The 13,269-nt window shown below is 43.3% G+C and carries 12 protein-coding genes; all 12 read left to right on the forward strand.

All coding sequences use genetic code 11. From position 1 onward, the window contains the following. Positions 1–15: 15 nt before the first annotated feature. The 12 genes from ribF to rnjB all read left to right on the forward strand — a co-directional run bounded on the left by ribF (position 16) and on the right by rnjB (position 13,266). Positions 16–966, forward strand: a complete 951-nt coding sequence (gene ribF, locus NYE56_RS08490; protein WP_015252082.1) for a bifunctional riboflavin kinase/FAD synthetase — start codon at positions 16–18, stop codon at positions 964–966. Between the two features lie 156 nt (positions 967–1,122). After that, positions 1,123–1,392, forward strand: coding sequence for a 30S ribosomal protein S15 (gene rpsO, locus NYE56_RS08495; protein ID WP_003220957.1), 270 nt, complete (start codon positions 1,123–1,125; stop codon positions 1,390–1,392). A gap of 172 nt (positions 1,393–1,564) precedes the next feature. Beyond that, positions 1,565–3,682, forward strand: a complete 2,118-nt coding sequence (gene pnp, locus NYE56_RS08500) for a polyribonucleotide nucleotidyltransferase (RefSeq protein ID WP_003231897.1) — start codon at positions 1,565–1,567, stop codon at positions 3,680–3,682. A gap of 116 nt (positions 3,683–3,798) precedes the next feature. Further along, entirely contained in the window at positions 3,799–4,758 is a 960-nt protein-coding gene (locus tag NYE56_RS08505; RefSeq protein ID WP_341283711.1) for a polysaccharide deacetylase family protein, read from the forward strand. Positions 4,759–4,797: 39 nt separating this feature from the next. Then, positions 4,798–6,027, forward strand: a complete 1,230-nt coding sequence (locus tag NYE56_RS08510) for a M16 family metallopeptidase (protein ID WP_341283712.1) — start codon at positions 4,798–4,800, stop codon at positions 6,025–6,027. 77 nt (positions 6,028–6,104) lie between these two features. Further along, complete coding sequence (locus NYE56_RS08515) at positions 6,105–6,362, forward strand: YlmC/YmxH family sporulation protein (RefSeq protein ID WP_341283713.1); 258 nt, start codon at positions 6,105–6,107, stop codon at positions 6,360–6,362. A 185-nt stretch (positions 6,363–6,547) separates the two neighbouring features. Beyond that, positions 6,548–7,441 carry a dipicolinic acid synthetase subunit A gene (gene dpaA, locus NYE56_RS08520; protein ID WP_003231888.1) on the forward strand — a complete coding sequence of 298 codons (894 nt, stop codon included), beginning with the start codon at positions 6,548–6,550 and terminating at the stop codon, positions 7,439–7,441. A 2-nt stretch (positions 7,442–7,443) separates the two neighbouring features. Then, complete coding sequence (gene dpaB, locus NYE56_RS08525; protein ID WP_003231884.1) at positions 7,444–8,046, forward strand: dipicolinate synthase subunit B; 603 nt, start codon at positions 7,444–7,446, stop codon at positions 8,044–8,046. 125 nt (positions 8,047–8,171) lie between these two features. After that, positions 8,172–9,212 (forward strand): aspartate-semialdehyde dehydrogenase, encoded by a 1,041-nt coding sequence (asd, locus tag NYE56_RS08530; protein ID WP_014479807.1) that lies wholly within the window; start codon positions 8,172–8,174, stop codon positions 9,210–9,212. Positions 9,213–9,303: 91 nt separating this feature from the next. Beyond that, positions 9,304–10,518 carry an aspartate kinase gene (dapG, locus tag NYE56_RS08535; RefSeq protein ID WP_015483233.1) on the forward strand — a complete coding sequence of 405 codons (1,215 nt, stop codon included), beginning with the start codon at positions 9,304–9,306 and terminating at the stop codon, positions 10,516–10,518. A gap of 30 nt (positions 10,519–10,548) precedes the next feature. Next, a complete protein-coding gene (gene dapA / locus NYE56_RS08540; RefSeq protein WP_014476832.1) occupies positions 10,549–11,421 on the forward strand; it encodes a 4-hydroxy-tetrahydrodipicolinate synthase in 873 nt (290 codons plus the stop codon). A gap of 177 nt (positions 11,422–11,598) precedes the next feature. Then, the gene (rnjB, locus tag NYE56_RS08545; RefSeq protein WP_014476833.1) at positions 11,599–13,266 is read left to right on the forward strand and encodes a ribonuclease J2; all 1,668 of its coding nucleotides are present in this window, start codon (positions 11,599–11,601) and stop codon (positions 13,264–13,266) included. The last annotated feature ends 3 nt before the right edge of the window (positions 13,267–13,269 follow it).

Consider the following 13,269-nt stretch of genomic DNA (forward strand, 5'->3'; position numbering starts at 1 on the left):
AAAGGTGACCGTTCTGTGAAGACGATACATATTACACATCCTCATCATTTAATAAAAGAGGAGCAGGCAAAATCAGTGATGGCGTTAGGATATTTTGACGGCGTTCATCTCGGGCATCAAAAGGTAATCGGCACAGCGAAGCAAATAGCCGAAGAAAAAGGCCTGACATTGGCTGTGATGACCTTTCATCCCCATCCTTCTCACGTGTTGGGCAGAGATAAGGAACCTAAGGATCTGATTACGCCTCTTGAAGACAAAATAAATCAAATTGAACAATTAGGCACAGAAGTTCTGTATGTCGTTAAATTTAATGAAGTGTTTGCTTCTCTTTCTCCTAAGCAGTTTATAGACCAGTATATTATCGGCCTTAATGTACAGCACGCAGTGGCAGGCTTTGACTTTACGTACGGCAAATACGGCAAGGGAACAATGAAGACCATGCCGGATGATTTAGACGGAAAAGCTGGGTGCACAATGGTAGAAAAATTAACGGAGCAGGATAAAAAAATCAGTTCTTCGTATATCCGTACCGCGCTTCAAAACGGAGATGTTGAATTGGCGAATGTCTTGCTTGGACAACCTTATTTTATTAAAGGAATTGTCATTCATGGTGATAAAAGAGGGCGGACCATCGGGTTTCCGACAGCGAATGTCGGTTTAAATAACAGCTATATCGTTCCGCCCACAGGTGTATATGCCGTAAAAGCGGAAGTGAACGGCGAAGTTTACAATGGCGTTTGCAATATTGGCTATAAGCCAACGTTTTATGAAAAGCGCCCTGAGCAGCCTTCCATCGAGGTCAATCTGTTTGATTTCGATCAAGAGGTATATGGAGCCGCTATAAAAATCGAATGGTACAAACGGATTCGGAGCGAGCGGAAATTCAATGGCATCAAAGAATTAACAGAGCAAATTGAGAAAGATAAGCAGGAAGCCATCCGTTATTTCAGCAATTTGCGGAAATAACTTGCAACGCACGCAAATTTTATTCTAAAATATTTGCATATAGGCACGATTTTTAGTATGATAGTTTTCGTAGTCTTAAAACCATTGCTTGGCAATCCGAAGTCACCGACGGTTGCTAGGTAACTGGGGCTAAATATGATTTGGAGGTGAAACAGGATGGCAATTACTCAAGAGCGTAAAAACCAACTCATCAATGAGTTCAAAACACACGAATCTGATACTGGATCTCCAGAAGTTCAGATCGCTATCCTAACTGACTCAATTAACAACTTGAACGAGCATTTACGTACTCACAAGAAAGACCACCACTCACGTCGCGGTCTTCTTAAAATGGTAGGTAAGCGTCGTAATCTTCTTACGTATCTGCGTAATAAAGACGTAACTCGTTACCGTGAGTTAATTAACAAACTAGGCTTACGTCGATAATCGTAAAAAGCGGGAGGATTCCCGCTTTTTTATCGTATTAAAGCGAAATTTCTTATAACAAATCATTGAAATCCTTTTACATACTACTTTGACATTGATATGTTCAATTCATTTCGTTCATAATAGGAGTAATTGATTATTTCACACAACGAAGAGAGGAGTTCGTAATTGTATGGGACAAGAAAAACATGTCTTTACCATAGATTGGGCCGGAAGAACGCTTACTGTTGAAACCGGCCAGCTTGCCAAACAGGCAAATGGTGCTGTGATGATCCGCTACGGTGATACAGCAGTACTTAGTACAGCAACCGCTTCAAAAGAACCTAAACCGCTTGATTTCTTCCCTCTTACTGTAAACTATGAAGAAAGATTATATGCGGTAGGGAAAATTCCGGGCGGATTTATTAAAAGAGAAGGACGTCCAAGTGAAAAAGCGGTTCTTGCCAGCCGTTTAATTGACCGTCCGATCCGTCCTTTGTTTGCCGATGGATTCCGTAATGAAGTTCAAGTCATCAGCATTGTCATGAGTGTTGACCAAAACTGCTCTTCAGAAATGGCTGCCATGTTCGGTTCATCTCTTGCACTTTCTGTATCGGATATTCCGTTTGAAGGACCGATTGCAGGGGTTACTGTCGGACGCATTGATGATCAATTTATCATTAACCCGACAGTCGATCAGCTTGAAAAAAGCGACATCAATCTTGTCGTTGCCGGCACGAAAGATGCGATTAACATGGTAGAAGCGGGAGCGGACGAAGTTCCTGAGGAAATCATGCTTGAGGCCATTATGTTCGGCCATGAAGAGATTAAACGCCTGATTGCATTCCAAGAAGAAATTGTTGCAGCAGTCGGCAAAGAGAAATCTGAAATTAAGCTCTTTGAAATTGATGAAGAGCTTAATGAAAAAGTAAAAGCTTTGGCAGAAGAGGATCTGCTGAAAGCCATCCAAGTTCATGAAAAGCATGCCCGTGAAGATGCCATTAACGAAGTGAAGAACGCAGTTGTGGCAAAATTCGAGGATGAAGAACATGATGAAGACACAATCAAGCAAGTGAAGCAGATTTTATCCAAGCTGGTGAAAAATGAAGTTCGCCGCCTGATTACTGAAGAGAAAGTAAGACCGGACGGCCGCGGTGTCGATCAAATCCGCCCGCTCTCTTCAGAGGTTGGCCTCTTGCCAAGAACGCACGGTTCAGGTCTATTTACAAGAGGACAAACTCAGGCCCTCAGCGTATGTACGCTAGGTGCTCTGGGAGATGTGCAAATCCTTGACGGCTTAGGTGTCGAAGAGTCAAAACGGTTTATGCATCATTACAATTTCCCGCAATTCAGCGTTGGGGAAACAGGACCGATGCGCGGACCGGGACGTCGTGAAATCGGACACGGAGCACTGGGTGAGCGTGCGCTTGAGCCAGTTATTCCGTCTGAAAAAGACTTCCCTTATACTGTCCGTCTTGTTTCAGAAGTGCTTGAATCAAACGGTTCTACATCTCAAGCAAGCATTTGCGCAAGCACACTTGCAATGATGGATGCTGGTGTACCGATTAAAGCGCCAGTTGCTGGTATTGCGATGGGTCTTGTCAAATCAGGCGAACATTACACTGTCTTGACTGACATCCAAGGCATGGAAGACGCGCTCGGAGATATGGACTTTAAAGTAGCGGGAACTGAAAAAGGCGTAACGGCCCTGCAAATGGACATTAAAATTGAAGGCCTTTCCAGAGAGATTCTTGAAGAAGCGCTTCAGCAGGCGAAAAAGGGCAGAATGGAAATCCTCAACAGCATGCTTGCAACATTAAGCGAATCAAGAAAAGAGCTTTCTCGATATGCGCCTAAGATCTTAACAATGACCATTAATCCTGATAAAATCCGCGATGTCATCGGACCAAGCGGAAAACAAATCAATAAGATCATCGAAGAAACCGGTGTTAAAATTGATATTGAGCAGGACGGCACAATCTTTATTTCCTCTACAGATGAAAGCGGCAACCAAAAAGCGAAAAAAATCATCGAAGACCTTGTTAGAGAGGTTGAAGTCGGCCAACTTTACCTAGGTAAAGTGAAACGGATTGAAAAATTCGGGGCTTTCGTTGAAATTTTCAGCGGAAAAGACGGTTTGGTGCACATTTCAGAGCTTGCGCTTGAACGCGTAGGGAAAGTTGAAGATGTTGTAAAAATCGGAGACGAGATTCTTGTCAAAGTCACTGAAATTGATAAACAAGGACGAGTGAATTTATCCCGCAAAGCGGTGCTCCGTGAAGAGAAAGAAAAAGAAGAACAACAATCTTAAATGAAAACATAAAAGGAGCCTGGGAGACCCGGCTTCTTTATTTTGAAGCTTTTCAAAAGCAGGCGGGTTCTACCTTGTTCTTCTCCTTCATAATGTGAGGTGAGGGGGGACAGAACATGTACAAAAAATTTGTACCGTTTGCCGTTTTTTTATTTCTTTTTTTTGTCTCATTTGAGATGATGGAAAATCCGCATGCACTTGATTATATAGGGGCAATGAAAAAAGATACGGTGACTGTCACGGCGTCAAAAGACCAATTATATGAAGAATTGCTTCAAAAAGCGCCGGAGTACGAAGTTAAGCCCCAGAATGCAAGAATTGATAAAGTGTGGAAAAGCATTCCAGGCTACAATGGATTAAAGGTCAATATTGAACAATCATATAAAAAAATGAAAAAGCATGGTGAGTTTCGGGAAAAAGATTTGGTGTACAGTCAAGTAAAACCAAGTGTTCATCTTGAGTCACTTCAGCCTGAGCCTATTTATAAAGGAAACCCTGACAAACCGATGGTGGCTTTTTTAATCAATGTGGCATGGGGAAATGAGTATTTGGAAAAAATGCTTCCTATTCTGCAAAAGCACCAGGTTAAAGCTACGTTCTTTTTAGAAGGCAATTGGGTGAGAAACAATGTACAGCTCGCTAAGAAGATTGCAAAAGACGGACATGAAATCGGAAATCATTCATACAATCATCCGGATATGAGCAAACTGACTACAGGAAGAATTTCCGAGCAGCTCGACAAGACTAATGAACAAATAGAACAAACGATCGGTGTTAAGCCAAAGTGGTTCGCTCCGCCGAGCGGAAGTTTCAGAAAAGCGGTTATCGACATTGCAGCTGAGAAACAGATGGGAACAGTCATGTGGACAGTTGATACAATCGATTGGCAAAAGCCGGCTCCGTCTGTACTTCAGACGAGAGTGTTAAGCAAGATACATAATGGTGCCATGATTTTAATGCATCCGACTGCCCCTACGGCGGAAAGTCTTGAAGCGCTGATTACAAAGATAAAAGACAAAGGATATGCGCTTGGAACAGTCACTGAACTAATGGATGAAACAAGACTATTGAAGTAACAGATGAAGGCAGCTTGTCTTTGAATAGGAGGAACAAATTTGATTAAACGATATACGTGTCAAAATGGTGTAAGAATTGTGCTGGAAAATAATCCGACAGTCCGTTCTGTTGCGATCGGCGTATGGATCGGCACAGGGTCGAGACATGAAACGCCGGAGATAAACGGAATTTCTCACTTTTTAGAGCACATGTTCTTTAAAGGGACGAGCACAAAATCTGCACGCGAGATAGCAGAATCTTTTGATCGTATTGGCGGCCAGGTCAATGCGTTTACTTCAAAGGAATATACCTGCTACTATGCAAAGGTGCTTGACGAGCATGCGAATTACGCGCTGGACGTATTAGCAGATATGTTCTTTCATTCAACATTTGATGAAAACGAGCTGAAAAAAGAGAAAAATGTAGTATATGAAGAAATTAAAATGTATGAAGATGCGCCGGACGACATTGTACATGATTTATTGAGCAAAGCCACTTACGGCAATCATTCTTTAGGCTACCCAATTCTAGGCACGGAAGAAACGCTTGCTTCCTTTAACGGTGACTCTCTCAGACAATACATGCATGATTATTATACGCCGGACCGAGTGGTGATTTCGGTAGCGGGCAATATATCTGACAGTTTTATCAAAGATGTAGAAAAATGGTTCGGGTCATACGAGGCGAAAGGCAAAGCGACAGGCCTTGAGAAGCCTGAGTTCCACACGGAAAAACTGACGAGAAAAAAAGAAACAGAGCAGGCTCATTTGTGCCTTGGATTTAAAGGCTTAGAGGTTGGCCATGATCGTATTTATGATTTAATCGTCCTCAACAATGTGCTCGGAGGCAGCATGAGCAGCCGGCTGTTCCAAGATGTGCGTGAAGATAAAGGACTTGCTTATTCTGTTTACAGCTATCACAGCTCATATGAGGACAGCGGAATGCTAACTATTTACGGCGGAACGGGTGCAAATCAGCTTCAGCAGCTGTCGGAAACAATTCAAGAAACCCTTGCCACATTAAAACGTGACGGCATTACCTCGAAAGAACTGGAAAACAGCAAAGAGCAAATGAAGGGAAGCTTAATGCTGAGTTTAGAAAGCACAAACAGCAAAATGAGCCGAAACGGAAAAAATGAACTGCTGCTCGGCAAACATAAAACATTAGATGAAATCATCAATGAATTAAACGCCGTCAACTTAGAGCGTGTTAACGGCCTTGCCAGACAATTGTTTACCGAAGACTATGCATTAGCACTTATCAGCCCTTCCGGCAATATGCCGTCTTAAAAAGGAAAGCCTGCCCCATAATGGAGCAGGCATTTTTTAATCCCTTTCATCATACATAGTACAAGGGGGTGACAGACATGCGGCTCAGTGAATTATCAGGAAAGGAAATTGTAGACATCAAAAGAGCTGAACGGCTCGGAGTGCTCGGCCAGACCGATTTGGAAATCAATGAACAGGATGGACAGATTACAGCACTCCTCATTCCCACAGTTAAGTGGTTTGGTTTGAGAAAGCAAGGTCATGACATTCGTGTCCCATGGCACCATATTCAAAAGATCGGTTCAGATATGATTATATTAGATGTACCTGAGGAAATGCCTCCTCGACAAGTGTAAATAGCCCAATTGACTGTGAGGCGGGCTCTAAAGAAAACATCTGAAACATCGGCTGCCGGAGCCGATGTTTTTTTATATGGAAAAAGCGCATCTTTTATATTCACCGGTATTTCCTTTTGATCATAAGATGAAGGGGAGCTTAACAACTAGAGATCCAGTATATACAAAGAAGGTGAACGTTTAGAATGTTAACCGGATTGAAAATTGCAGTTATCGGCGGTGACGCAAGACAGCTCGAAATTATAAGAAAGCTCACTGAACAGCAGGCTGACATCTATCTTGTCGGTTTTGACCAATTGGATCACGGTTTTACCGGGGCAGTAAAATGCAATATTGATGAAATTCCTTTTCAGCAAATAGACAGCATCATTCTTCCAGTATCCGCGACAACAGGAGAAGGTGTCGTATCGACTGTATTTTCTAATGAAGAAGTTGTGTTAAAACAGGACCATCTCGACAGAACGCCTGCACATTGTGTCATTTTCTCAGGAATTTCTAACGCCTATTTAGAAAACATTGCAGCTCAGGCAAAAAGAAAACTTGTTAAACTGTTTGAGCGGGATGACATTGCGATATACAACTCTATTCCGACAGTAGAAGGAACGATCATGCTGGCTATTCAGCACACGGATTATACGATACACGGATCACAGGTGGCCGTTCTCGGTCTGGGGCGCACCGGGATGACGATTGCCCGTACATTTGCCGCGCTCGGAGCGAATGTAAAAGTGGGGGCAAGAAGTTCAGCGCATCTGGCACGTATCACTGAAATGGGGCTCGTTCCTTTTCATACCGATGAGCTGAAAGAGCATGTAAAAGATATAGATATTTGCATTAATACCATACCGAGTATGATTTTAAATCAAACGGTACTTTCTAGCATGACACCAAAAACCTTAATATTGGATCTGGCCTCACGTCCCGGGGGAACGGATTTTAAATATGCCGAGAAACAAGGGATTAAAGCACTTCTTGCTCCCGGGCTTCCAGGGATTGTCGCTCCTAAAACAGCTGGGCAAATCCTTGCAAACGTCTTGAGCAAGCTTTTGGCTGAAATACAAGCTGAGGAGGGGAAATAAGGATGTCGTCATTAAAAGGAAAAAGAATCGGGTTTGGGCTGACCGGGTCGCATTGCACATATGAAGCGGTTTTCCCGCAAATTGAGGCGTTGGTCAACGAAGGAGCTGAAGTCCGTCCGGTTGTCACATTTAATGTGAAATCCACAAATACCCGATTTGGAGAGGGCGCAGAATGGGTTAAAAAAATTGAAGACCTGACTGGATATGAGGCCATTGATTCGATTGTAAAGGCAGAACCTCTTGGGCCGAAGCTGCCCCTTGACTGCATGGTCATTGCGCCTTTAACAGGCAATTCAATGAGCAAGCTGGCAAATGCCATGACGGACAGCCCGGTGCTGATGGCGGCAAAAGCGACAATCCGGAACAATCGGCCTGTCGTTCTGGGTATCTCGACAAATGATGCTCTTGGTTTAAACGGAACAAATTTAATGAGGCTCATGTCAACAAAAAATATCTTTTTTATTCCATTCGGGCAAGACGATCCATTTAAAAAACCGAATTCAATGGTAGCCAAAATGGATCTGCTTCCGCAAACGATTGAAAAGGCACTCATGCACCAGCAGCTTCAGCCGATTCTAGTTGAGAATTATCAGGGAAATGACTAAATTTACAGAAAATCTTTCCCAAACTAAAAAATTCGGTCATCACCCGCATATTCTATGGTAAAATAAAACGTAAAATCATAGTCAAATCAATTCAATGAAGCTGATTGGCGGAAGGAGTTTTACAGATGGGAAGAGGTTTACACGTAGCTGTTGTCGGAGCGACAGGGGCTGTGGGACAACAAATGCTTAAAACACTTGAAGACAGAAACTTTGAAATGGACACACTTACATTGCTATCTTCAAAACGCTCTGCGGGGACAAAAGTCACGTTTAAAGGCCAGGAACTGACTGTTCAGGAAGCTTCTCCTGAGAGCTTTGAAGGGGTAAATATTGCTTTGTTCAGCGCCGGCGGAAGCGTATCACAAGCATTGGCACCAGAAGCTGTAAAACGCGGCGCTATTGTTATAGATAATACGAGCGCGTTCCGCATGGATGAAAATACACCGCTTGTTGTGCCAGAAGTGAATGAGGCAGACTTGCATGAACACAACGGCATTATTGCCAATCCAAACTGCTCTACAATCCAAATGGTTGCGGCTCTTGAACCGATCCGCAAAGCATACGGCTTAAACAAAGTCATCGTGTCAACTTACCAGGCAGTATCAGGAGCGGGTAATGAAGCTGTAAAAGAGCTTTACAGCCAAACACAGGCGATTTTAAATAAAGAAGAAATAGAGCCTGAGATCATGCCTGTAAAAGGTGACAAAAAACACTATCAAATCGCCTTCAACGCGATTCCGCAAATCGATAAATTCCAAGATAACGGCTATACGTTTGAGGAAATGAAAATGATAAATGAAACGAAAAAAATCATGCACATGCCTGACCTTCAAGTTGCGGCTACATGTGTGAGACTGCCAATCCAAACTGGGCACTCAGAGTCCGTCTACATTGAGGTAGACCGTGATGATGCTACCGTTGAAGATATTAAAAATCTATTGAAAGAAGCTCCGGGCGTGACACTTCAGGATGATCCAAGCCAGCAGCTTTACCCGATGCCTGCTGATGCTGTCGGCAAAAACGATGTGTTTGTAGGCCGCATCCGCAAAGACTTGGACAGAGCAAACGGTTTTCATTTATGGGTTGTTTCTGATAACCTATTAAAAGGCGCGGCATGGAACTCTGTTCAAATTGCAGAAAGCCTGAAAAAACTAAACCTCGTATAAAAGAGAGAATTTTCTAAAGACGAATAGAAGAGAGTAAGGCGCTATCAGCCTGCTCTCTTCTGTTACGTCCGAATAATTTGGAGTGAAAACAGTGAAGATAATTGTTCAAAAGTTCGGCGGAACATCAGTAAAAGATGATAAAGGCCGCAAACTGGCTTTAGGGCATATTAAAGAAGCAATCAGTGAAGGATATAAGGTTGTCGTTGTCGTTTCAGCGATGGGCCGAAAAGGAGACCCGTATGCAACAGATTCTTTGCTTGGGCTGCTTTACGGCGATCAGTCAGCGATTTCTCCTAGGGAGCAGGATTTGCTTTTATCTTGCGGAGAGACTATTTCCTCTGTCGTCTTTACAAGCATGCTGCTTGATAACGGTGTGAAAGCAGCTGCGCTGACAGGGGCTCAGGCTGGCTTTTTAACGAATGATCAGCATACCAATGCGAAAATCATTGAAATGAAACCGGAGCGTTTATTCAGTGTGCTCGCCAATCATGATGCGGTAGTCGTCGCAGGCTTTCAGGGCGCAACTGAAAAGGGGGATACAACAACAATCGGCAGAGGGGGCAGCGATACGTCTGCAGCCGCACTCGGAGCAGCTGTTGATGCGGAATACATCGATATTTTCACCGATGTAGAAGGCGTGATGACTGCTGACCCAAGAGTGGTGGAAAATGCAAAACCGCTTCCTGTTGTGACGTATACGGAAATCTGCAACCTGGCGTATCAGGGGGCCAAGGTCATTCATCCGCGTGCTGTGGAAATCGCAATGCAGGCCAAGGTTCCGATCCGCGTCCGTTCGACTTATTCGAATGATAAAGGTACATTGGTGACATCACATCACTCTTCCAAGGTCGGCAGTGATGTTTTTGAAAGGCTGATTACGGGAATCGCCCATGTCAAAGATGTCACGCAGTTCAAAGTGCCTGCGAAAATCGGCCAGTATAACGTTCAGACTGAAGTGTTCAAGGCTATGGCAAACGCTGGAATCAGTGTCGATTTCTTTAACATTACACCTAGTGAAATCGTCTATACGGTAGCCGGAAATAAAACAGAAACAGCTCAGCGTATTTTAATGGATATGGGCTATGATCCAATGGTGACGAGAAACTGTGCGAAGGTATCGGCGGTCGGCGCGGGCATTATGGGTGTTCCCGGTGTTACGTCCAAAATTGTATCGGCTCTTTCAGAAAAAGAAATTCCGATCCTTCAGTCGGCTGACAGCCATACGACGATATGGGTGCTCGTCCATGAAGCGGATATGGTTCCTGCTGTAAACGCTTTGCATGAAGTGTTTGAACTTTCGAAGTAAATGTGATTGAATCATGATGAGGTGAATAAAATGAATTTCGGAAATGTGTCTACAGCGATGATTACACCCTTTGACAATAAAGGGAACGTAGACTTTCAAAAATTGTCTACACTGATTGATTACTTGTTGAAAAACGGAACGGATTCTTTAGTAGTAGCGGGAACAACTGGAGAATCTCCGACCCTTTCAACTGAAGAAAAAATTGCGCTTTTTGAATATACGGTAAAAGAAGTAAACGGACGGGTGCCCGTTATCGCTGGTACTGGAAGCAACAACACGAAGGATTCCATTAAGCTGACAAAAAAAGCTGAGGAAGCGGGCGTGGACGCTGTTATGCTTGTTACCCCGTATTACAATAAACCTTCTCAAGAAGGAATGTACCAGCATTTTAAAGCAATTGCGGCAGAGACATCTCTTCCGGTTATGCTCTATAATGTTCCTGGCCGTACGGTTGCTTCTCTTGCTCCTGAAACGACGATCCGTTTGGCGGCGGACATTCCGAATGTGGTTGCGATTAAAGAAGCGAGCGGAGACCTCGAAGCGATTACAAAAATAATTGCTGAAACACCGGAAGACTTCTATGTCTATTCAGGGGATGACGCTCTGACGCTTCCTATTCTTTCAGTTGGAGGAAGAGGAGTTGTATCAGTGGCGAGCCATATTGCAGGCTCTGATATGCAGCAAATGATCAAAAATTATACGAATGGGCAAACAGCTAATGCGGCACTGATCCATCAGAAACTGCTGCCGATTATGAAGGAACTGTTTAAAGCGCCTAATCCTGCTCCAGTCAAAACAGCGCTTCAGCTGAGAGGTCTTGATGTCGGTTCTGTGCGTCTGCCTCTAGTCCCGTTAACTGAGGATGAACGTCTGAGCTTAAGCAGCACGATCAGCGAACTGTAAGAAAATTTCATACAGTGAAACAAACGCGGTCATTCTCACATTCAGCTGAGTTTGACCGTTTCTTTTACATATTGGTTTTCCCTAAACCTTCTGCTTTATCTTGTTTTCTAAATTTACTTTCAGTTATAATAGGAACAAGTGATGATGGACGGGTATGAGACTAGGAGGATATAGATTTTGAAAAAGAAAAATACAGAAAACGTTAGAATTATCGCCCTTGGCGGTGTCGGAGAGATTGGGAAGAACCTTTATGTCATTGAAATTGACTCAGACATATTTGTCGTTGATGCCGGCCTTATGCATCCAGAAAACGAAATGCTCGGTATTGATGTAGTGATTCCTGACATATCATATTTGATTGAACGGGCTGACCGCGTCAAGGCAATCTTTTTAACGCACGGGCACGATGAAAATATCGGCGGCGTTTTTTACTTATTAAACAAGCTGTCCGTTCCAGTGTACGGAACAAAACTGACGCTTGCACTGTTAAGAGAGAAATTAAAACAATACGGACATAACCGAAAAACTGATTTAAGAGAAATTCACTCAAAATCTGTCATTACATTTGAATCAACAAAAGTATCGTTCTTTAGAACGATTCACAGCATTCCTGATTCTGTAGGTGTGAGCTTTAAAACATCACTTGGATCTATTGTATGCACGGGAGACTTCAAATTTGACCAAACACCTGCACTTAATCAGACATGCGACATTGGCGAGATCGCCAAGATCGGCAATAGCGGCGTGCTCGCTCTGCTTTCTGACAGTGCAAATGCGGAACGGCCGGGTTACACCCCTTCGGAAGCGGCTGTCAGCGGAGAAATTTCTGATGCGCTGTATAATTCAGAGAACCGGGTGATTATTGCTGTTTTCGCATCCAATATTAACCGGATTCAGCAAGTCATTCATGCAGCGGCTCAAAATGGCAGAAAGATTGCCGTAGCCGGAAAAAATCTTCAATCTGTCCTGCAGCTGGCGAGAAAGTTAGGATACATTGAAGCAGATGATGAATTGTTTATTTCTGTACAGGATGTCAAAAAATATCCGAAGCGAGAAGTGGCCATTATTACAGCCGGAAGCCAAGGTGAACCATTAGCTGCTTTGACAAGAATGGCAAACAAAGCTCACAAACAGCTGAACATTGAAGAAGGGGATACGGTGGTCATTGCGTCAACTCCGATTCCCGGGCAGGAACTCATTTATTCTAAAACAGTAGATCTTCTTGCGAGAGCCGGTGCACAAGTCATCTTTGCCCAAAAGCGTGTTCATGTATCAGGTCACGGCTCACAAGAAGAGTTAAAGCTGATGATCAACCTGCTTAAACCAAAATATTTGATTCCTGTAAATGGCGAATACAGAATGCAAAAAGCTCATTCAAAAATCGCTGAAGAAACCGGCATGAAGCGCAGTGACATCTTCTTAATTGAAAAAGGAGACGTCGTTGAATTCCGCGGCCAAAACGTAAAAATTGGGGATAAAGTTCCTTACGGCAATATTTTAATTGATGGTTTAGGTGTCGGTGATATCGGCAATATCGTATTGAGAGACCGCCGCTTGCTTTCACAGGACGGAATTTTAATCGTTGTCATTACACTTGATAAACAAAAGAAACATCTTGTATCAGGACCAGAAATTATCACTCGCGGCTTTGTTTATGTAAGAGAGTCTGAAGGTCTTATCGTACAGGCTACTGAGCTTGTACGGTCCATCGTGACAGAAGCGACTGAAACATCAAATGTCGAATGGTCAACGCTGAAGCAGGCAATGCGGGATGCTTTGAACCAATTCCTTTATGAAAAAACGAAACGTAAACCGATGATCATCCCAATTATTATGGAAGTATAATGA

The organism is Bacillus sp. FSL R5-0603 (assembly GCF_038050295.1).
GTDB classification, from domain to species: Bacteria; Bacillota; Bacilli; order Bacillales; family Bacillaceae; genus Bacillus; species Bacillus subtilis.

Coding starts and splice junctions, on each gene's coding strand:
- asd (WP_014479807.1), top strand. CDS start 8,172: ATGGGAAGAGGTTTACACGTAGCTGTTGTCGGAGCGACAGGGGCTGTG.
- dpaA (WP_003231888.1), top strand. CDS start 6,548: ATGTTAACCGGATTGAAAATTGCAGTTATCGGCGGTGACGCAAGACAG.
- NYE56_RS08515 (WP_341283713.1), top strand. CDS start 6,105: ATGCGGCTCAGTGAATTATCAGGAAAGGAAATTGTAGACATCAAAAGA.
- pnp (WP_003231897.1), top strand. CDS start 1,565: ATGGGACAAGAAAAACATGTCTTTACCATAGATTGGGCCGGAAGAACG.
- rpsO (WP_003220957.1), top strand. CDS start 1,123: ATGGCAATTACTCAAGAGCGTAAAAACCAACTCATCAATGAGTTCAAA.
- dapA (WP_014476832.1), top strand. CDS start 10,549: ATGAATTTCGGAAATGTGTCTACAGCGATGATTACACCCTTTGACAAT.
- NYE56_RS08505 (WP_341283711.1), top strand. CDS start 3,799: ATGTACAAAAAATTTGTACCGTTTGCCGTTTTTTTATTTCTTTTTTTT.
- dpaB (WP_003231884.1), top strand. CDS start 7,444: ATGTCGTCATTAAAAGGAAAAAGAATCGGGTTTGGGCTGACCGGGTCG.